The following is an 18,128-nucleotide window of genomic DNA, read 5'->3' as shown; positions in this document are numbered from 1 at the left end:
AGCAGGGCGCAGGTTCAATTGCACTGGCTGGGTTCGGGCAGGAGGTGTTCGGCCATGAAATCGACAAATGCGCGTACACGCGTCTGCTGATGGCGATGGCTTGGCCAGAGGGCCCAGAAGGTGCTGCGCTCGGTGCTCCATGGGTCCAGGACGCTGATGAGTTCACCGCGGTCCAGCGCATCACGCGTGGCGAAGTCGGGCAGGCACGCAATGCCATGGCCATCAATGGCCATGTGCAGGATCGTCTCAAGATGATTGGCGGTCATTGCGGCAGTCAGCCGTGGCTCAGTGCCTCCCTCATGCGTGGGCAGCGGCCAACGTTCGATCAGGCCGGTGCCGGGAAAGCGATGGAGGAGGCATGCGTGGCCGCTCAGATCATCCGGGTGCTGTGGCGTGCCGCGCTTGGCGAAGTACGCAGGGGCGCCCACACAGAGCAGGCGGGCACTGCCGAGGTTGCGGCCGTGCAGCCTGGAGTCGGCGGGGTTGCCCGTGCGGACAACGGCGTCGAAGCCCTCCTCGATGACATCGACAAGACGGTCGCTGAAGTGCAGGTCGAGTTCGATGGCGGGAAAGCGGTGCGCAAAGGCCGATAGCACCGGCAGCATCAGTCCGCTGGCGAGTGGAAGACTGACCTTCAGGCGACCGCTGGGCGCGGCCTGGGCGTCGGTCAGCTCGCGCTCCGCTGCGGCGACCTCGGTCATGATGCGACGGCAGCGTTCGAGGAACTGCTCGCCTTCGGCAGTCAGGCTGACGCTGCGGGTATTGCGGTTCAGCAGGCGGGCGCCCAGACGCTCCTCCAGCCTGGCGATGGTCTTGCTTGCCGCCGAAGGGGTGATGCCACGCTGTCGCGCTGCGGCCGCGAAGCTGCGTGCCTCGGCGACCAGAACGAAGAGGCTGAGACCGGCAAAGCTGTCCATGACATGGCAATTGATGACGTTAATGTCATTAAAGCACGGACGCAACGATGGATTCTTAGGCGATAGCGTCGTCGATAGCATCAATGGGGTGGCGCCTGGCCACGCTGGAGCTTCATCGACATGTCTGTTGCCTCTGCTGAGACGGCCGGATCATCACGCTTTGGAGTGGTGATTGCGGGCTGCCTGACGGCGCTCACCATTCCGTTGAGCATTGCCAGCCCCGCCGTTGGCATTCCCGCCATCCGGGACGCGCTGGGCGGTTCGCCTGCGGCGTTGTCCTGGATCATCAACGCTTATCTGTTGACCTACGGCTGCACCACGCTGGTGGCCGGTGGGCTGGCCGATCTGCATGGCAGGCGCCGGATCTGGCTTCTGGGCGGCGCGTCGTTTGCGCTGGTCACCGGCCTGATCCCCTTGATGCCCGATGTGGCGTGGATCAATGCACTGCGACTGCTTCAGGGGATGGCGGCGTCGGCTGCGTTTGCCGGTGCGATGGCGTCGCTGGCGCAGGTGTTCGACGGCCAGGCGCGGGCCAGGGTGTTCAGCCTGATCGGCACTACCTTTGGTGCAGGGGCCGCAGGCGGTCCGCTGCTGGCAGGCGGATTGATCGATGCGCTGGGCTGGGAATGGGTGTTCTTCCTGCCTGCGTTGCTGGCCACCCTGACCGTACCGTTGGTCGCCCTGTCATCCGTCGAATCGAAGAGCACCGGTTCGCCACGCCTGGATTGGCTTGGCGCCGTCACCTTCATGCTGGCGCTGGGGTCACTCACCTACGCCATGATCGTGCTGCCGGAACGCGGCCTGTTGCATCCGCAGACGCTGGTACTGCTGGCGCTCTCGATGGTGTTGCTGGCCGCGTTCATTGCCGTCGAGCGCTCACATCGAACACCGCTGCTGGATCTCGGCCTGTTCCGCAACCGGCGCTTTGTCGGCGTGCAGATTCTCGCCGCTGCGCCTGCGTTATCGTACGTCGTCCTTCTGGTGGTGCTGCCGGCGGGGTTCATCGGTGTTGAAGGGCTGCGGCCCACCGAAGCCGGACTGGCGATGGCAGCATTGTCTGCACCCTTGCTGGTTGTTCCCCTGGTTGCCGGTTACCTGCTGCGCTGGATTCCGGCGCGGACGCTGTGCTGTGCTGGCTTGCTGATCGGCGCCCTTGGACTTGCATGGTTGGCCCAGGTGTTCCAGCTACCTTCGGTGCGCTGGATGCCGATGCTGGTCATCGGGATCGGCATCGGTCTGCCTTGGGGGATCATGGATGGCCTGGCGGTCAGCGTGGTTGGCAAAGAGCAGGCAGGCATGGCCGCGGGCATCTTCAACGCAATGCGACTGGCAGGCGATTCCATTGCCCTCGCGCTTGTCGGCATCATGCTCTCATCCCGCATTGGCGGGAGTATGGCGCTTGAGGCCAGCGTCGTGGCCCGTGCCGCCGTGCACAGGCTGTCCATGGGCGACCTTGGCGGAGCGGTGGAGGCATTGCCCGGCGTTTCGAGAACGGCGCTGGCCCAGGCATACATGGAGTCCGTCCGTGGCCAGCTGTTTGTCCTGGCGATGGCGACCGTGCTGACCGCCATCGTGCTCGGGTACCTGTTGCGCGAAGAGGTCGAGCCTGGCCTGCGCAGAGTCGGTCAGTAGCGCGGGTCGGCGATGGCCGGCAGCACCAGTTCGCGCACGAAGCCGGACGGTGACAACTGCAGCAACGCGCGCACCATCGCAACGACGTCGTGCACCGGCACCAGCTCGCCGTCGCCGCGCGCTGCGGCCTCTGCCACCGGCACCGACAGTGCATCGTCGGTGTTGAGGTAGCCCAGCTGCAGGCTGGTCACCGCCAGGCGGCGATCGCGGAAACCCTCGCGCAGTGCATCGGCGATGCCGTTGAGCGCGAACTTGGATGCGCCGAACGCCACTTCCGGGCGGCCGCTGCGTGGCAGTGCCGAGGTCGAGCCGGTCAGCACCAGCTGCGGGCGTGGCGCGCCCAGCACCCGCGGCAGCAGGCGCTGCAGCAGCACCAGGGTGGCGGTGATGTTGACGTCGACGAGTTGGGTGAGTGCGGCATCGCTTTCGTCAAGGAAGGCGTACTCGTCGCTGAAGGCGGTCTGTTCCCAGATGCCCAGGTTGTGGATCAGCACATCCAGATCGGCAGGTGCCTGTGCTGCGATGTGATTCGCAGCCAGGGTGGGCTGGGACAGATCGGCTTCGATCCACTGCAGGGTGACGCCCTCGGGGCATTCAATATCGCGCGGTCGGTTGCGTGAAACGCCGATGACGGTGTCGCCTGCACTGCACAGGCCTTCCACGAACGCCCGACCGAGGCCCCTGCTGGCGCCGATGACCATCAATTTCATGTTGCTTCCTTAGTTGTACTGCGGCGGCCTCAGTCGGCCGCCAGAACGGTGTCCCAATCGGCGAACGCACGCAGGCCGCTGCGTTCGGCGGTAATGATCGAGGCGGTGTTGTCGAGCTGGCAACGGTACTGCGGCTGCAGCCCGGCCGTCTGTGCGGACACGGTCATGGCGTGTACCAGCTGGCGCGCGTGCCCGCGACCGCGGGCCTCGGGCAGCGTCAGCACGCCCATGTCGGCCAGGGCCGGATCCCGGCTCCACGGGTACATGCTTCCCGCGGCAACCAGCCGCTCGCCATCGAAGGCGCCGAACACCTGCCAGTGGTCCAGCTCGACAAAGGCGGCATCCAGATCCTCCTCGCTCGCGCTGGCCTGGAACCCGTCGAACGCGGCTGCGTCGGCCGGGTCGAGACGGCGGATATGTGGCGGTGCAGGGCGCTCGGCCAGGGCTGCAAGTTCTGCGGCAGGGAAGTAGAAGACGCGATCCGCGCCATGCGTGCGCTGGCCGAGCTGTTGCAGGCGCAGTTGCAGCTGCGGGAGCGTCCAGTGCGACTGCGCGTGCAGTTGCAGGCGAGCGGCCAGGGCCGGGCGCAGCAGTGCGCGCGCGGGGCCCGTGACCGGCTGCAGCAGCATGCCGTCCTCGCCCTCATCGAAATCATCGCTGCACGCCAACTGCAGCAGCGGATCATCCTGCAGCATGCGCTGCCCGGAGAACACGCTGCGCCAGGTCGCATCGATCAACGGGGCAAACACATCATCCATGACCGGTGTCTCGCTCAGTGCCGGGGCAGGTCCACCTGCAGGCCGGCGGCCTTCCATTCGGGGTAACCGGCGGCGAGCCGCTGCGCGGTCAGTCCGGCCTCGCGCAGCATCGCCACCGCATCGTTGGACAGCACGCAGTAGGGACCGCGGCAGTACGCGACAATGTGGACGGCACGCGGCAGTTCGTCCATCCGTGCACGCAGTTCCGTAACGGGAATGTTCAGCGCGCCGGGCAGGTGGCCCAGATCGAATTCCTCACGCGGCCGCACATCCAGCAGCACCACGCTGCTGCGTTGTTCCAGCAACTGCTCGACAGTCAGGCCTTCCAGAGCATCGCGGCGCTGCAGGCTGTCGTGGATCACGCCGTGCATCTCGCTGCGCTGGTGGTCGGCATAGTCGCGCAGCGCGGCCAGCAGGTTGCCCAGCGGACCCTCACCACTGCGGTAGAGGATGCGCTTGCCATCCCGTCGGGTCTGAACCAGGCCAGCACGGCGCAGCTGCTGCAGATGCTGGGAGGTATTGGCCACAGACAACCCGGTCAGTTCGGCCAGGCGTTCCACTGCGCGTTCGCCCTGGGCGATGTGCTCCAGCAGGGCCAGGCGATGGGCATGGCCGAGCGTGCGGGCGATCTCGGCCAAGGCTTCCAGCGGGGAGAGCGGTGGCTCTGTTGCAGCGTTCATGCGGCGCACGCTAGCATCGCTCTATCATTCAAGCAAATAATTGAAGGTGCGCGATATGGCTGGCTTGGCGACATTCGTGATGGATGCGGTGGTAGTCGGCGTGGGAGCGACCGCAGTGATGGACCTGTGGGCGCTGGTGCAGCGGCGGCTGCTCGGCATTCCCTCGCTGGATTTCGCGATGGTGGGCCGCTGGCTGGGGCATCTGCCGCGCGGGCGCTTCCGCCACGATGGCATCGGCCGCTCGGCAGCGGTCAGTGGCGAGCGCGCGCTGGGTTGGACCGCGCATTACGTGATCGGTGTGGTCTTCGCCGCGTCGCTGCTGGCCGTGGTGGGGAACGGTTGGGTGCAGGCGCCGACACTGTGGCCGGCGCTGGCCTTCGGCATCCTCAGCGTCGCCGCACCGTTCCTCATCCTGCAGCCGGGCATGGGCGCGGGCATTGCCGCTTCGAAGACCCCGGCGCCGGGCAAGGCGCGCCTGCGCAGCCTGGTGGCGCACAGTGTGTTCGGCCTGGGCATGTACCTTTCCGCGTTGTTGTTGGCTGCGGTCCATGCAGGATGAGCGAGAATCCGTGGGGTCACCGGCAACAGGAACACCTCGGCATGGAAGCACCCAAACTCATCACTGATGACATGCCGCTGCCGTGGGCGTGGCAGGACGCATTGGCCGATGCGCGCATCGAGCGGCAATCGATCGGTGTGTCGCGTGCGGATGTTGCCCGCGTGCATCGGCCGGGCCAGGCCGATGCCTTCCTGAAGTCGGAAGTGATCGACGCCTTCAGTGAGCTGGGCGATGAGATCGCACGCCTGCGTTGGCTGCAGGCACAGGGACAACCGGTGCCAACGGTGATTGCCACTGCCGAAGAGGCGGGCCGGCGCTGGTTGCTGATGAGCGCGCTGCCTGGCCGCGACCTGGCCTCGTCGCCGGAGCTCGCGCCGCAGCAGCTGGTGGAGCTGCTGGCCGACGCGCTACGCGGGCTGCATGCGTTGCCGGTGGCAGCCTGTCCGTTCGACCAGCGACTGGCCTCGCGCGTGCAGGTTGCGCAGGCCCGCGTTGAAGCGGGCCTGGTGGATGCCGATGATTTCGATGACGAACGCCTGGGGCAGAGCCCACAGCAGGTCTTCGCCGAACTGTGCAGTACCCGGCCCGACCATGAAGACCTGGTGGTCAGCCATGGAGACGCCTGCCTGCCGAACCTGATGGTGGCCGGGGCCGCTTCACTGGTTTCATCGACTGTGGCCGGCTGGGTGTGGCCGACCGCTACCAGGACCTGGCGCTGGCCGCGCGCAGCCTTGTCTACAATTTCGACAACACGCGTTGGGTGGCGCCGCTGTTCAAGCGCTACGGCATGGTTGCCGACGAACGACGGTTGGCGTTCTACCGGTTGCTCGACGAATTTTTCTGAGCCCGCGCATGGCTGGCGATGGCCGCGCAGATCAGGCCACCGACCACGCTCAGGTGTTCCAGCGCGAAGAACAGGGCCAGCTGCTGTTCGGCGCCGTGCTTGTTCCAGAAGGTATGCACGATGACGATGGTCAGCAGCATGAACACCGCCAGCGCGCCGCTGCCCAGCCAGAGCAGGCGATCAAGCAGCAGGCACAGTGCGCCGCCCAGCAGCACCACGGCGCTGGCGATGTTGAACAGCACAGGCGGTTGCAATCCGGCCGCCTGCATTTCGGCCACGCTGTTGTCCCACGCCAGCAGCTTGGCCAGGCCCGAGGACAGGAACACCACGGCCAGCAACAGCCGCGCGAGGAACCACAGCACGCGGCTGTCGAGCAGGGTGGTGATCATCCGTGGCATGCAGGAACTCCGGGTTGAGCGTGGGACAGGCCGCGCAGCATGGGGCCTCAACCGCAGTTGAGGTCAAGGCTGGCTGAACGGAGCCCGATGGTGGCCAGCTCGACGTATTTAAATTGGACGAACGTTCGTTCACCATTTGCGGCATGAACCGAATCGACCGCAATGAGCAGCGCGTGACCCTGATCCTGCAGGCCGCCCTGCAGTGCTTCCTCGCGAAGGGATTCCACCAGACCAGCATGCGTGACATCGCGCAGGCGGCCGGCGTCAGCCTGGGCAATCTCTACAACCACTTCCCGGGCAAGGAAGCGATCATCCTGGCGGTGGCGGTGGCCGAGAGCGAAGAACTGGCACCGTTGCTGCAGCGACTGGCCGCGTCCGATGGCGAACGCACACAGGTGATGGCCTTCCTGCAGGACTTCCATGCGCTGTGCCGGCAGCCGGAATGGGCAACACTTGCGGTGGAGGTGCTGGCCGAGAGCGCACGCAATCCGGCCGTGGCCGAGGCCTTCGCGGCCAATCGCAGGCAATTGCAGGCGACGCTGGCCGAAGCCCTGCAGCAGATGGCACAGCGCGAACGTCGGCGTCCCGTACTGGCGCCGGCACTGCAGGCGCAGGTGCTGCTGGATGCCATCGAAAGCGATGCGCTGCGTCGGGGGCTGGGCGAAGCCGAGGGCACCGATGAAGCATCGCTGGATCTTGGCCTGCTCGCGCTGCTGCTCGGGGCACGCGCATGAATGCTGCTGACCGGCGGTTGCACGGTCTGGACTTGGCGCGTTACCTGGCACTGGCCGGCATGGTGCTGGTGAATTTCCGTCTGGCGATGGCCGTGCCCGCAGAGGCTGAGGGTTGGCTGGCAGGGTTCTTCCATCTGCTGGAAGGCAAGGCTTCGGCGACGTTCGTTACGCTGGCTGGCTTGGGCCTGGTGCTGGCCACGCAGCGGCAAGGGTGGTGGCCGGCCAGCGTGCAGACCTGGAGGCGCGCGCTGTTCCTGATGGTGCTGGGCCTGCTCAACCTGACCCTGTTCCCGGCCGATATCCTGCACTACTACGCGGTGTATTTCGCGTTGGCAGTGCTGTGGCTGCGTGCCTCGCCGCGGGTGTTGCTGGCCAGCATCGTGGGCCTGGCGGCCTGTTCGTTCTGGGCGTTGCTGCATTGGGATTACAGCCAGGGATGGAACTGGCAGACGCTGGAATACGCCGGTCTGTGGCAATGGCCGGGCGCGGCCCGCAACCTGCTGTTCAATGGCTTCCACCCGTTGATGCCGTGGCTGTGCTTCTTCCTGCTGGGCATGCTGCTGGCGCGCCTTCAGTTGTCGCAGCCTCGGGTGCAGCATGCATTGCTGGTGCTGGGGCTGCTGCTGATCGGCGCCGGCCAGGGCGTGCAGCATATTGCGCAGGGAACGCCGTGGCAGGCGTGGCTGGGTACGCAGCCGATGCCGCCAGGACCCGCCTACGTGCTTACCGGTGCGGGCGCAGCCTGCAGTGTCATCGCCGCCTGCCTGTGGCTGACGCGTGTACGCCCGGGCGACTGGCTGGAGCCGTTCACCGCGGCCGGGCGCATGACCCTGACCCTGTACGTGGGTCACATCCTGCTGGGCATGGGCACGCTGGAAAGCCTGGGCCTGCTTGATGGCAGTGCCTCGCTCGCGTCGGTGCTGTTGTGGGCGCTGCTGTTCCTGATGCTGGCGACCGGCGCGGCGTGGCTGTGGTCATGGCAGTTCGCGCGCGGTCCACTGGAGGCGGTGATGCGCCGTATTGCAGGCTAGTTCTTTGGTCGTGCCGAGGCGATGTTGTGACGGACATGTCTGTGTCGCGGCGAGCGCATCTGCGATAGTGGCGGCAGGTAACACTTTCCGCTTGCATCCATGTCATTCGCTTCGGCGCAGCATCTCGGCGAAGTCCTGCAACAATCCTATGGCATCACCCCCACCGCCGTGGTGCCACGCCCGGTGGGCGCCGACGCCAATGCCAGCGTGTATCGCGTCGATGCGCGGCACGGGCAGTGGTGGTTGAAATGCCGCACCTACCAGGTCGACCCATCGGTGTGGGACAGCCTGCACTGGATGCGCGGCACGTTGGGTATCGATGAGATCGTCGCGCCGTGGCCGGCACTGACCGGTGGTGCGTCGGTGCAACGTTGGGGATTGCAGTTCACCCTGTTCCCTTATGTGGAAGGCCAGTCCGGATTCGAGGCAGCGTTGAGCCGCACCCAGTGGAAACGGCTGGGTGAGGTGCTGCGGCGCCTGCACGGTGCGCAGCTGCCGGCGGAACTGCAGCAGGCGCTGCCGATCGTCCGGCTGGAAACCGCGGCGCTGGAGACCGTCGGGCAGTGGTTGGCCGGCGAGGGCCTGGCGGCCGCGAAGGACGGGCTGGGCCGCGCATTCGTTTCGGTATGGGACCAGCAGCATGCGCGCATCGCGGCGCTGCATGCGCAGGCACGGGAACTGCTTGCGGCCTTGCAGGACGTGCCGGTAGACCTGCACCTGTGCCACACCGATCTGCATGCCGGCAACCTGCTGATGGGCAATGACGGTGGGCTGCACCTGATCGATTGGGATGGCCTGTCGCTGGCACCGCGCGAGCGCGACCTGATGTTCATCGGTGCGGCGGTTGGCGGGCGCTGGGGACGCGAGAATCCGCTGGGCTTCGAGGACGGCTACGGCAGCGACCGCGGCGATCCGCGCTGGATCGCCTGGTACCGGCACTGGCGCATCCTGCAGGATCTGATCGAGTTCCAGCAGGTGCTGCTGGGCAGCGATGGTGAGGAGCGCTCGCCGCAACTGCGCCGGCAGTCACTGCACTTCCTGGGGGAGCAGTTCGCGCCGGGTAATGTGTTTGATGCGGCGGAGCGGGTGTATCGCGCGTTGTAAATGCACGTCACCTGCCATGGGTGAACCGTCGCGCTTCGCGCGATGAGTCGAGCATGGCTCGACTCTACAGTCACGCTCGGCAGCTCTTTGTGCCGCCATCGTTGATCGGGCGGACAGGAATCATCCGCGCATGGCGCGGATCTACTCGGCGGGCTTGGCTGCCGCCGAGGCCGCTGCGCTTGCGGCGCGGCGCGACAGCACGGCCTCGCGATGGGCGATGTAGGCGTTGGCGGCGAGGATGATGCCGGCACCGATGATCGTCCAGCGGTCCACCGTTTCGTTGAACAGCAGCCAGCCGAACAGCGTCACCAGTGGCAGTTGCAGGAAGCTGATCGGGGTCAGTGCCGAGACTTCACCCAGGCGCAGCGCACGCGTCCACAGCAGCTGGCCGATGGTGCCCAGCACGCCGGTGGCCAGCAGCCACAGCCACGCCATGCCGGTGGGCCAGACCCACACGAACACGGCCGGCACCAACGACAATGGCACCCAGAACACGTAGGTGTAGAGCACTACGGTATCGGCACTGTCGATGCGGGTGAGCTGCTTGATCTGGATCGCCACCAGCGAGCTGAGCACGGCGGCGGCCACCGCGACCAGGCTGCCAGCGGTGAAACCGGCGGTGCCGGGACGCACGATCACCAGCACGCCGATGAAGCCGACCACGACCGCGGCCCAGCGGCGCACGCGCACGGTCTCGCCCAGCCACAGCACGGCTGCGATGGTGACGAACAGCGGCGTGGAGTAGGAGAGCGACACCGCCTGCGCCAACGGCAGGTGGCCCAGTGCCCAGAATGCGCACAGCATCGAACCCAGGCCGATCGCACTGCGCACGAAGTAGCGCGGCAGCTGTTGGGTCTTCAGCGGCGCGTGGCCCGGCCGCAGCAGCATCGGCAGCAGTGCCAGCAGGCCGAAGGCATTGCGGAAGAACGCCACTTCCTGGGTGGGCACGTAGCGCGTGGCGTAGCGGATCGCCAGGGCCATCAGGCCGAATGCCATCGTGCTGCCGAGCATCAGCAGCGCCGCCCGCATCGGGGTGGCGCTGGGGGAGAGGGCGGGGGTGTTCACCACTGTGCGCCGAGCAGGCGGGGCTCCGGTTCGATCGGCACGCCGAACTTCTCCAGCACGGAAGCAGAGATGCGTCGCGCCAGCGCCAGCAGTTCAGCGCCGGTGGCGTTGCCGTGGTTGACCAGCACCAGTGCGTGGCTCGGCGCCACGCCAGCATCGCCTTCGCGGAAGCCCTTCCAGCCGCAGGACTCGATCATCCATGCCGCCGAGACCTTGCGCTTGCCGTCCTGGTCGGACGGGAACACCGGTAGCTCGGGGAAGTGCTGCAGCAGCACGTCGACCTGTTCCAGCGGCAGCACCGGGTTCTTGAAGAAGCTGCCGGCGTTGCCCAGTACATCCGGGTCGGGCAGCTTGCGGCGGCGGATCGCGATCACCGCATTGGCCACGTCCACCGCGCTCGGCAATTCCACGCCCTGCGCCTGCAGTTCCTCGCGGATGCCGGCGTAGTCCATGCGCAGGTCATGCAGCAGTGGCAGCTTCAGTTCGATGGCGGTGATCAGGTAGCGGTCCATCTGCTGCTTGAACACGCTGTCGCGGTAGGCGAAGCCACACTGTTCGTTGTCCAGCCGCACCCAGGCCTGTTCCTGGCAGTCCCAGGCTTCGACGGCCTGGATGAACTCGCCGACCTGCGCGCCGTAGGCGCCGATGTTCTGGATCGGCGCGGCACCGGCGGTGCCGGGAATCAGGGCGAGGTTTTCCAGGCCGGACAGGCCTTCCTGCAGCGACCACATCACCAGGCCGTGCCACGGCACACCGGCACCGGCGCGGATCACGGCATGGTCGGCGCGATGCTCGAGGAAGCTGATGTCACGGTTGCCGAACACCAGCACGGTGCCCGGCAGGTCCTCGGCGATCAGCACATTGCTGCCGGCACCCAGCACCAGCAGCGGGCCGCTGGCCACTTCGGGCAATGCCAGCACTTCCGGCAGCAGCGTGGGATCGTGCAGTTCCAGCAGCTGAGCGGCGCTGGCCTGCACATGGAAGGTGTTCAGGGCCTGCAGCGGCGCATTGCGGGTGAGCGTCCAGCGCAGCGGGGCGTTGCCGTCGACGGTATCCATGGGCGCGCTCACAGTGGGGCCACCGCGCCGCGGCTCGGCGCTTCGCGGCGGCGACGGATCGCCTCCACGCATTCGGAGACGAGGGCCGGGCCACGGAAGATCAGGCCGCTGTAGCACTGCACCAGCGCCGCACCAGCAGCCATCTTGGCCACCGCGTCGGCACCTGACAGGATGCCGCCAACACCGATCAACGGCACCGACTCGGGCAGGCGCGAACGCAGACGGCGCAGTACCAGGGTGGACTGCTCCAGCACCGGCGCGCCGGACAGGCCGCCGGCCTCGTGGGCCAGCGGGTCGCCGGCCACCTTGCTGTGGTCGATTGTGGTGTTGGTGGCGATCACGCCGTCCACCTGCAGTTCGCCCAGCACGCGGGCGGCGGCATCGATGTCGCGCTCGCTGAGGTCGGGCGCCACCTTGACCAGCATCGGCACGCGGCGACCGTGGCGGGCCGCGAGATCTTCCTGGCGGTCGCGCAACTGGCTGACCAGCTGGCGCAGCGCGGTTTCTTCCTGCAGTTCACGCAGGCCGGCGGTGTTGGGCGAGGAGATGTTGACGGTGATGTAGTCGGCCAGCGGGTACACCTTGTCCAGGCAGGCAATGTAATCGTCCACGGCCTGTTCGTTCGGGGTGTCCTTGTTCTTGCCGATGTTGATGCCGAGCAGGCCGCGGCGGTTGCGCGCGCGCTCGACGTTGCGCACCAGCGCGTCCACGCCCGCATTGTTGAAGCCCATGCGGTTGATGATCGCGTTGTGTTCCGGCAGGCGGAACAGCCGCGGCTGCGGGTTACCGGCCTGCGGGCGCGGAGTGATGGTGCCGATCTCGACGAAGCCGAAACCCAGCGCGAACAGCGCATCGATGTGCTCGCCATTCTTGTCCAGGCCGGCGGCCAGGCCGACCGGATTGGGGAAGGTCAGCCCGAACACCGTGCTGGGCATCGGCGCGATGCGTGCGGCCAGCAGCGGCGTGGTGCCGGTGCGGTAGGCCAGGTCCAGTGCGGACAGGCCAAGGCCGTGGGCGCGCTCGGCGTCGAGCGAGAACAGGAAGGGGCGGGCAAGCGAATACATGCGTCGGTTCAGTCCAGCGTGCCGAGGAAGGCTCGGGTTCGATATTCAAAAGCGACCTGGCCGTCGACCGCGTGGGCGGCGAACAGGTCCTGCAGAGCGTCGATCATCGGCGCGTGACGCGGATGACCGGCTTGCGGAGCATAGGAGGAGGACAGCAGGCGCCCGCGCAGGGCGTCGACGTCCAGATGCTGTACGTTCGGCAGCTCGACCATGCCGCGCAGACCGGGGCCGAACCAGGCCTGCATGGTGGCATCGTCCTGGTAGCGCTCGGCCACGGCGGAGTAGTCGGTGCCGTAATCCAGCAGCAACTGTTCGTAGCCGACCAGGAACGGACTGGCATCAAGCAGGCGCGAATTCCAGTAGATCAGTGCCAGGCCACCCGGGCGCAGGATGCGCTGCCACTCGGCGCGCACCGCCACGGTGTCGAACCAGTGGAAGGCCTGCGCGACACTGACCAGATCGATGCTGGCGTCGTCCAGTGTGGTGGCCTCGGCGCGGCCGTCGACCGCGCGGAACTGCGGGTACTGCGGGGCCAGCCACTCCTCGGCCGCGCCACGCATGGCGGCGTTGGGTTCAACCGCCACCAGCGGATGGCCGCTGGCCAGGAACAGGCAACTGGAAATACCGGTACCGGCGCCGATGTCGGCGACCAGCGCCTCGCGGCTGACGCCCATCGGGCCGTGCAGCCATTCCAGCAGCGCGGGTGGATAATCGGGCCGGTAACGGACGTAGTCGGCGACGCGGCTGCTGAAGCGTTCAGTGCTGTCGGAGGCGGTCATGGCAGTCAGTTCGACATCGCAGCGAGCCAGGCCAGGCCGCCGAAGAACAGGATGAAGACCAGGATGGCGGCGATCACGGCGCCGACCATCACCCAGCCCAGTACCAGACCGGTGACGGCCAGGCCATCGCCTTCCAGTTCATGCGGGCGGCGGCGGATCTCGGCGCGGGCCATGTGGCCGGTGATGATGGCCACGATGCTGGCCACGAAGGGCAGGACGGTCCAGCTGGCGATGCCCATGACCAGGCTGACCACGGCCAGGGCGCTTGTCTGTCGGGGTGCCACGCTCATCGGGGTCCTCCTTGGCAGTGTGCACATGATAGTGCCTCTGCCCGGGCAATCCCATGCCCGGCGGATGCGATGGTGGGCGTCGACCTTGGCGGACGAAGGGCATTTCAGCCGTGGTAGGCGTCGACCTTGGTCGACGAAAGGCATGCCAACCAAGGTTGGCAACTACCGGAGTGCCGGTGTCAGCCCATCAACACCTGGCCACCATCCACGTTGAGCACATGGCCGGTGATCCAGCGCGCCAGCGGCGAGCACAGGAACAGGGCGGCATCGGCGATCTCACGCGGGTGGCCGAAGCGACCGAACGGAATCTTCGCCAGCGTACCGTGGTACAGGGCGGGATCTTCGGTGCGGCGGCGGTCCCAGAGGCCGTCATCGAACTCGATCGAGCCCGGTGCGATCGCGTTGACGCGGATCCGGTCCTTGGCCAGCGCGAGGGCCTGCGAGGTGGTGTAGTGCGACAGCGCGGCCTTGGCAGCGGCGTAGGGCGCACCACCGGGACGCGGCTGCTGCGCGGCGATCGAAGACAGATTGAGGATGCAGGCGTCGCTGGATTTGCGCAGCCAGGGCAGGGCCAGGCGCGAGGCCCGTACCGCCGCCATCAGGTCGATCTGCAGGCTGGCGGCCCAGCCATCCTCGTCATCGGCCATGCCGTAGCCGGTGGCGTTGTTGACCAGTACATCGATGCCGCCGAGGGTATCGGCGGCGGCTTGCAGCCAAGCCTGGATCTGGCTGGCATCGCCCAGATCGGCAGGGAACGCATGCAGGTCGACACCCTGTGCCTGTGCATCGGCACGCAGGGCGTTCAGGCCGGCCTGGCCGCGAGCGCAGACCGAGACCTGCGCACCGGCGCCGGCAAACGCCAGCGCCATTTCACGGCCAATGCCCTTGCTGCCGCCGGCGACCAGCACGCAGCGGCCGGTGAAATCAATCACCGGCTTGCCAGCCTGAAGAGCCGAGCCATGCTCGGCTGTATTTCCTGCGGTGTTCATGGCGCATCCTGCCGAGCATGGCCCGGCACTACAGATAGCGTTACAGGTCGAACTTGATGCCCTGGGCCAGCGGCAGCGAATCCGAATAGTTGATGGTGTTGGTCTGGCGGCGCATGTAGACCTTCCATGCATCCGAGCCGGACTCGCGGCCACCGCCGGTGTCCTTCTCGCCACCGAAGGCACCACCGATCTCCGCACCGGACGTGCCGATGTTGATGTTGGCGATGCCGCAGTCGCTGCCGGCGGCCGACAGGAACTTCTCGGCGGTCTTCAGGTTCTGGGTGAAGATCGAGGACGACAGGCCCTGCGGCACGCCGTTCTGCATGTCGATGGCTTCGTCGATGCTGTCGTACGGCATCACGTACAGGATAGGCGCGAAGGTCTCATGCTGGACCACGGCGTCGCTGTTCTTCAGGCCCGAGACGATCGCCGGCAGCACGAAGTTGCCTGCGCGGTCGATGCGGGTGCCGCCGGTTTCGATGGTGCCGCCGGCCGCCTTGGCCTGGGCGATGGCATCGAGGAACTGCTGCACGGCGCCATCGCTGTTCAGCGGGCCCATCAGGTTGGCGGCGTCGGTCGGGTCGCCGATCTTGCCTTCCACCTGCTTGTAGGCCTTGACCAGCGTGGCCAGCACGTCGGCATAGATCGAGCGGTGCACGATCAGGCGGCGGGTGGTGGTGCAGCGCTGGCCGGCGGTACCGACGGCGCCGAACACGATGCCCGGCACGGCCAGCTTCAGGTCGGCGGTTTCGTCCAGGATGATGGCGTTGTTGCCACCCAGCTCCAGCAGGCAGCGGCCGAGGCGGCGCGCAACCTTTTCGTTGACGGTGCGGCCAACCTGGGTCGAGCCGGTGAAGCTGATCAGCGGCACGCGGCGGTCATCGACCATCTTCTCCGACAGCGCGGTGCCGGCATCGTTGATCAGGAAGAAGATGTCCGGGAAGCCGGCTTCACGCAGGGCGTCGTTGCAGATCTTCAGCGAGGCGATGGCGGTCAGCGGCGTCTTGTTGGACGGCTTCCAGATGCACACGTCGCCGCAGATGGCGGCCAGGAACGAGTTCCAGCTCCATACCGCGACCGGGAAGTTGAAGGCCGAGATGATGCCGACCAGGCCCAGCGGGTGGTACTGCTCGTACATGCGGTGGCCGGGGCGCTCGGAATGCATGGTGTAGCCGTACAGCATGCGGCTCTGGCCCACGGCGAAATCGGCGATGTCGATCATCTCCTGCACTTCGCCATCGCCTTCCGGCTTGCTCTTGCCCATCTCCAAGGCGACCAGCGAGCCCAGGGCGTCCTTGTGCTTGCGCAGTGCTTCGCCGCACAGGCGCACGGCTTCACCGCGGCGCGGAGCCGGCGTGGTGCGCCAGATCTTGAAGGCTTCCTGGGCGCGAGCGACGACGGTCTCGTACTCGGCCTCGGTGGTCGCGCGGACCTGCGCGATCGGCTCGCCGGTGGTCGGGTTGACCGGGGTGATCAGCTCACCGCTGGTCGCGCTCGACCACTCCCCGTTGCCCAGGTACGTGCCAGCGTTGATCGCGTCCAGGCCAAGGGACTTGAGCAGCTCGGAAGACATGCAGACTCCTGTGTTTCGTTACGTTGTTTGGCGCCATCGCGGGCAGGTGGGGGCGCGATGAACAGAACCCCCGATGGTAGCAGAGGGTGATGGTGGGGCTTTGGTGCGGTGCGGGGTGAGGCTGTGTGCGGGATCGTCAATACCTTGACGTTCCAGGCGTTGGCGCGATCACCGGCCGGTTCAGGCTTGACGCAAATCGACGCATCTTGAAGTATTGCGATACATTAAAAAATACTAGTATTTATAATGGCTTAGCACTCATTCGAGGTGTACGGTAACGACTTCTGCCTCAGACTTTTCTATCTTTTGTGTGTGATTTCATTCACAATGCCTCCACATTTGATTGACGAAATCCCGACGAAGCCGTGCTGGAAGGGGAGTCCATGCACGTGACGACGAATCCTTCGGCGTCGTGTCGGGCCGACAATGGAGAAGTGCTTTGCTACATGGATCAGTAGAAGACCTTCGCGCGGAGCAGGCCCGAACAGGTCGCCGCCGCGTCGAGGCCCGGGCCGCCCTTGAGCTGGGACTGCGCCTGGGCGATCTGCTGCTCTTGCCGGGCATGGCCGTGCTCTCCCACATGCTGCTGAACGGAACAGGCGCGCCAGACTCCTCCCAGCGCATCGTGTTCGGCGCGGTGATTCTCAGCGCCATCGTCTGCTTCTCTGTAGCGCCGGTGTACCGCAACTGGCGGATCCGGGGCCTTCTGGCGGACCTCTGGCTGTTGCTGCTGGCCTGGTCCGGCACCTTCGCGCTGTTTTCCCTCTATGTCGTGCTGGTTGGCCTTGCTGACGCGGTGCCCTCTGCCTGGCTTGTTGGCTGGTATGTCCTCGGGTTGTGCGCCATGTCGGCCCTGCGCGTGCTGTTGAGGGTGCAGTTGCATCGCCTGCGCTCGCGGGGCATGGATCATGAGCGCATCCTGCTGGTCGGGCTGCGGGCACCTGCCCTGAGGCTGCATCGCCTGCTGCGCGGGAAGCCGGAACTGGGCAAGGACGTGGTTGGCTATTTTGCCACTGCCGGTGATATCGCCACCCGTCGTGGTGGGGATTCCCCGCAGCGGCTGGGTGTCCTGGAAGATGTACCGAAGTACATGGATCAGCACCGGGGTGAGTTCGACCAGGTCTGGGTGTCCATGCCGATGGGGCATGCGGCTGCAATCAAGGACATGCTCAAGCAGATCGAGCGATTCCCGGTGCCGGTACGCCTGATTCCAGACACCACGGGGCTGGGGGCGTTGAATCCCGGCGTGCACCAGGTGGGTGACGTGCCGATGATCGGCGTGCGCCAGGGCTTGGTGGATCATCGCTTCCGCCTGTTCAAGCGGGTTGAGGACATCGTTGTGGCAGGCATTGCGGTGATCCTTCTGGCGCCGCTGTTTGCCCTGCTGGCGATTGGCGTGAAGCTGAGTTCGCCGGGCCCTGTGCTGTTCCGCCAGAAGCGCCATGGGCTGGGCGGCAAGGAATTCTGGATGCTGAAGTTCCGCTCCATGCGCGTGCATGCAGAGGGCACAGGGCAGATCACCCAGGCGACGCGTGGTGATCCGCGGGTGACCCGGTTCGGCGCCTTCCTGCGTCGCAGCAGCCTGGATGAGTTGCCACAGTTCTTCAATGTGCTGGGCGGGAACATGTCGGTGGTGGGGCCGCGGCCGCATGCGATCCAGCACAACGACCACTATGAACGGGTAATCGAGCGTTACATGCACCGGCACTACGTCAAGCCTGGCATCACCGGCTGGGCGCAGGTGCATGGGTTGCGTGGCGAGACGCCGGAGCTGCGCTCGATGAAGAAGCGCGTTCAGTACGACATCGACTACATCCGGCGATGGAGCCCGACGCTGGATGTGCGGATCATCGTGCTGACCGCGCTGAAAGTGCTGGGGCAGAAGTCGGCCTATTAAGGCAGCTTGATCCTGGAACTGCGACGTAATCCCATGAATCTGTTGG

Annotated in this window: 18 protein-coding genes and 1 pseudogene; 7 read left to right on the top strand and 12 right to left on the bottom strand. The window is 66.3% G+C overall.

What is annotated here, in order from left to right; translation table 11 throughout:
* Window positions 1–14 precede the first annotated feature (14 nt).
* Window positions 15–917: a LysR substrate-binding domain-containing protein gene (locus R1L06_RS05315; protein WP_317217103.1), complete on the bottom strand. Its 903-nt coding sequence runs from the start codon at window positions 915–917 to the stop codon at window positions 15–17.
* A 120-nt stretch (window positions 918–1,037) separates the two neighbouring features.
* On the opposite strand from R1L06_RS05315, the gene R1L06_RS05310 reads away from it, so the two are divergent.
* A complete protein-coding gene (locus R1L06_RS05310) occupies window positions 1,038–2,549 on the top strand; it encodes an MFS transporter (RefSeq protein WP_317217102.1) in 1,512 nt (503 codons plus the stop codon).
* On the opposite strand, the gene R1L06_RS05305 is transcribed toward R1L06_RS05310, so the two are convergent.
* Genes R1L06_RS05305 through R1L06_RS05295 form a run of 3 tightly spaced genes read right to left on the bottom strand, consistent with a single transcriptional unit; the run spans window position 2,543 to window position 4,697 of the window.
* Window positions 2,543–3,259 carry an SDR family NAD(P)-dependent oxidoreductase gene (locus R1L06_RS05305; protein WP_317217101.1) on the bottom strand — a complete coding sequence of 239 codons (717 nt, stop codon included), beginning with the start codon at window positions 3,257–3,259 and terminating at the stop codon, window positions 2,543–2,545. The genes R1L06_RS05310 and R1L06_RS05305 overlap by 7 nt on opposite strands.
* A 29-nt stretch (window positions 3,260–3,288) precedes the next feature.
* Window positions 3,289–4,017 carry a GNAT family N-acetyltransferase gene (locus R1L06_RS05300; RefSeq protein WP_317217100.1) on the bottom strand — a complete coding sequence of 243 codons (729 nt, stop codon included), beginning with the start codon at window positions 4,015–4,017 and terminating at the stop codon, window positions 3,289–3,291.
* Window positions 4,018–4,031: 14 nt separating this feature from the next.
* The gene (locus R1L06_RS05295; RefSeq protein WP_032129739.1) at window positions 4,032–4,697 is read right to left on the bottom strand and encodes an ArsR/SmtB family transcription factor; all 666 of its coding nucleotides are present in this window, start codon (window positions 4,695–4,697) and stop codon (window positions 4,032–4,034) included.
* A gap of 55 nt (window positions 4,698–4,752) precedes the next feature.
* Here R1L06_RS05295 and R1L06_RS05290 point away from each other — a divergent pair, with 55 nt between their 5' ends.
* Together R1L06_RS05290 and R1L06_RS05285 are read left to right on the top strand one after the other, a co-directional pair.
* Window positions 4,753–5,256: a DUF2938 domain-containing protein gene (locus R1L06_RS05290; protein ID WP_317217099.1), complete on the top strand. Its 504-nt coding sequence runs from the start codon at window positions 4,753–4,755 to the stop codon at window positions 5,254–5,256.
* 41 nt (window positions 5,257–5,297) lie between these two features.
* A pseudogene (locus tag R1L06_RS05285) lies at window positions 5,298–6,100 on the top strand (APH(3')-II family aminoglycoside O-phosphotransferase).
* Here R1L06_RS05285 and R1L06_RS05280 read toward each other — a convergent pair.
* Window positions 6,073–6,498, bottom strand: coding sequence for a DoxX family protein (locus R1L06_RS05280; RefSeq protein WP_088025763.1), 426 nt, complete (start codon window positions 6,496–6,498; stop codon window positions 6,073–6,075). The pseudogene R1L06_RS05285 and the gene R1L06_RS05280 sit on opposite strands and share 28 nt — an antisense overlap.
* Window positions 6,499–6,641: 143 nt before the next feature.
* Between R1L06_RS05280 and R1L06_RS05275 the strand changes: the two genes are divergently transcribed.
* The 3 genes from R1L06_RS05275 to R1L06_RS05265 all read left to right on the top strand — a co-directional run bounded on the left by R1L06_RS05275 (window position 6,642) and on the right by R1L06_RS05265 (window position 9,367).
* On the top strand, window positions 6,642–7,232 hold the full coding sequence (locus tag R1L06_RS05275) for a TetR/AcrR family transcriptional regulator (protein ID WP_317217098.1): 591 nt from the start codon (window positions 6,642–6,644) through the stop codon (window positions 7,230–7,232).
* Window positions 7,229–8,263 carry a DUF418 domain-containing protein gene (locus R1L06_RS05270; protein WP_317217097.1) on the top strand — a complete coding sequence of 345 codons (1,035 nt, stop codon included), beginning with the start codon at window positions 7,229–7,231 and terminating at the stop codon, window positions 8,261–8,263. Before R1L06_RS05275 ends, R1L06_RS05270 begins: the two co-directional genes overlap by 4 nt.
* 99 nt (window positions 8,264–8,362) lie before the next feature.
* Window positions 8,363–9,367 carry an aminoglycoside phosphotransferase family protein gene (locus R1L06_RS05265; RefSeq protein WP_125892914.1) on the top strand — a complete coding sequence of 335 codons (1,005 nt, stop codon included), beginning with the start codon at window positions 8,363–8,365 and terminating at the stop codon, window positions 9,365–9,367.
* A 141-nt stretch (window positions 9,368–9,508) separates the two neighbouring features.
* Here R1L06_RS05265 and R1L06_RS05260 read toward each other — a convergent pair whose 3' ends face one another.
* The 7 genes from R1L06_RS05260 to amaB form a co-directional block, all read right to left on the bottom strand.
* Window positions 9,509–10,396 carry a DMT family transporter gene (locus R1L06_RS05260; RefSeq protein WP_317217140.1) on the bottom strand — a complete coding sequence of 296 codons (888 nt, stop codon included), beginning with the start codon at window positions 10,394–10,396 and terminating at the stop codon, window positions 9,509–9,511.
* Window positions 10,397–10,428: 32 nt separating this feature from the next.
* Window positions 10,429–11,490, bottom strand: coding sequence for a UDP-N-acetylmuramate dehydrogenase (gene murB, locus R1L06_RS05255; RefSeq protein ID WP_107431775.1), 1,062 nt, complete (start codon window positions 11,488–11,490; stop codon window positions 10,429–10,431).
* An 8-nt stretch (window positions 11,491–11,498) separates the two neighbouring features.
* Window positions 11,499–12,554 (bottom strand): quinone-dependent dihydroorotate dehydrogenase, encoded by a 1,056-nt coding sequence (locus R1L06_RS05250; protein ID WP_317217096.1) that lies wholly within the window; start codon window positions 12,552–12,554, stop codon window positions 11,499–11,501.
* Between the two features lie 8 nt (window positions 12,555–12,562).
* Window positions 12,563–13,333, bottom strand: a complete 771-nt coding sequence (locus tag R1L06_RS05245; protein ID WP_317217095.1) for a class I SAM-dependent methyltransferase — start codon at window positions 13,331–13,333, stop codon at window positions 12,563–12,565.
* 5 nt (window positions 13,334–13,338) lie between these two features.
* Window positions 13,339–13,623, bottom strand: coding sequence for a DUF4190 domain-containing protein (locus R1L06_RS05240; protein ID WP_010484694.1), 285 nt, complete (start codon window positions 13,621–13,623; stop codon window positions 13,339–13,341).
* 179 nt (window positions 13,624–13,802) lie between these two features.
* Window positions 13,803–14,612: an SDR family NAD(P)-dependent oxidoreductase gene (locus tag R1L06_RS05235; RefSeq protein WP_317217094.1), complete on the bottom strand. Its 810-nt coding sequence runs from the start codon at window positions 14,610–14,612 to the stop codon at window positions 13,803–13,805.
* Between the two features lie 40 nt (window positions 14,613–14,652).
* Window positions 14,653–16,185, bottom strand: a complete 1,533-nt coding sequence (gene amaB / locus R1L06_RS05230; RefSeq protein WP_032127496.1) for an L-piperidine-6-carboxylate dehydrogenase — start codon at window positions 16,183–16,185, stop codon at window positions 14,653–14,655.
* Window positions 16,186–16,624: 439 nt separating this feature from the next.
* Between amaB and R1L06_RS05225 the strand changes: the two genes are divergently transcribed.
* A complete protein-coding gene (locus tag R1L06_RS05225) occupies window positions 16,625–18,082 on the top strand; it encodes an undecaprenyl-phosphate glucose phosphotransferase (RefSeq protein ID WP_317217139.1) in 1,458 nt (485 codons plus the stop codon).
* Window positions 18,083–18,128: the final 46 nt, after the last annotated feature.

Origin of the sequence: Stenotrophomonas mexicanensis (assembly GCF_032911605.1) — a bacterium.
In the GTDB taxonomy this organism is placed as follows: Bacteria; Pseudomonadota; Gammaproteobacteria; order Xanthomonadales; family Xanthomonadaceae; genus Stenotrophomonas; species Stenotrophomonas maltophilia_A.
The sequence above is the reverse complement of the archived record's forward strand: the minus strand, read 5'-3'. Positions and strand labels throughout refer to the sequence as shown.

Coding starts and splice junctions, on each gene's coding strand:
- R1L06_RS05315 (WP_317217103.1), bottom strand. CDS start 917: ATGGACAGCTTTGCCGGTCTCAGCCTCTTCGTTCTGGTCGCCGAGGCA.
- R1L06_RS05250 (WP_317217096.1), bottom strand. CDS start 12,554: ATGTATTCGCTTGCCCGCCCCTTCCTGTTCTCGCTCGACGCCGAGCGC.
- R1L06_RS05260 (WP_317217140.1), bottom strand. CDS start 10,396: ATGCGGGCGGCGCTGCTGATGCTCGGCAGCACGATGGCATTCGGCCTG.
- R1L06_RS05295 (WP_032129739.1), bottom strand. CDS start 4,697: ATGAACGCTGCAACAGAGCCACCGCTCTCCCCGCTGGAAGCCTTGGCC.
- R1L06_RS05235 (WP_317217094.1), bottom strand. CDS start 14,612: ATGAACACCGCAGGAAATACAGCCGAGCATGGCTCGGCTCTTCAGGCT.
- R1L06_RS05300 (WP_317217100.1), bottom strand. CDS start 4,017: ATGGATGATGTGTTTGCCCCGTTGATCGATGCGACCTGGCGCAGCGTG.
- R1L06_RS05280 (WP_088025763.1), bottom strand. CDS start 6,498: ATGCCACGGATGATCACCACCCTGCTCGACAGCCGCGTGCTGTGGTTC.
- R1L06_RS05245 (WP_317217095.1), bottom strand. CDS start 13,333: ATGACCGCCTCCGACAGCACTGAACGCTTCAGCAGCCGCGTCGCCGAC.
- amaB (WP_032127496.1), bottom strand. CDS start 16,185: ATGTCTTCCGAGCTGCTCAAGTCCCTTGGCCTGGACGCGATCAACGCT.
- R1L06_RS05265 (WP_125892914.1), top strand. CDS start 8,363: ATGTCATTCGCTTCGGCGCAGCATCTCGGCGAAGTCCTGCAACAATCC.
- R1L06_RS05240 (WP_010484694.1), bottom strand. CDS start 13,623: ATGAGCGTGGCACCCCGACAGACAAGCGCCCTGGCCGTGGTCAGCCTG.
- R1L06_RS05310 (WP_317217102.1), top strand. CDS start 1,038: ATGTCTGTTGCCTCTGCTGAGACGGCCGGATCATCACGCTTTGGAGTG.
- R1L06_RS05270 (WP_317217097.1), top strand. CDS start 7,229: ATGAATGCTGCTGACCGGCGGTTGCACGGTCTGGACTTGGCGCGTTAC.
- R1L06_RS05305 (WP_317217101.1), bottom strand. CDS start 3,259: ATGAAATTGATGGTCATCGGCGCCAGCAGGGGCCTCGGTCGGGCGTTC.
- R1L06_RS05275 (WP_317217098.1), top strand. CDS start 6,642: ATGAACCGAATCGACCGCAATGAGCAGCGCGTGACCCTGATCCTGCAG.
- R1L06_RS05290 (WP_317217099.1), top strand. CDS start 4,753: ATGGCTGGCTTGGCGACATTCGTGATGGATGCGGTGGTAGTCGGCGTG.
- murB (WP_107431775.1), bottom strand. CDS start 11,490: ATGGATACCGTCGACGGCAACGCCCCGCTGCGCTGGACGCTCACCCGC.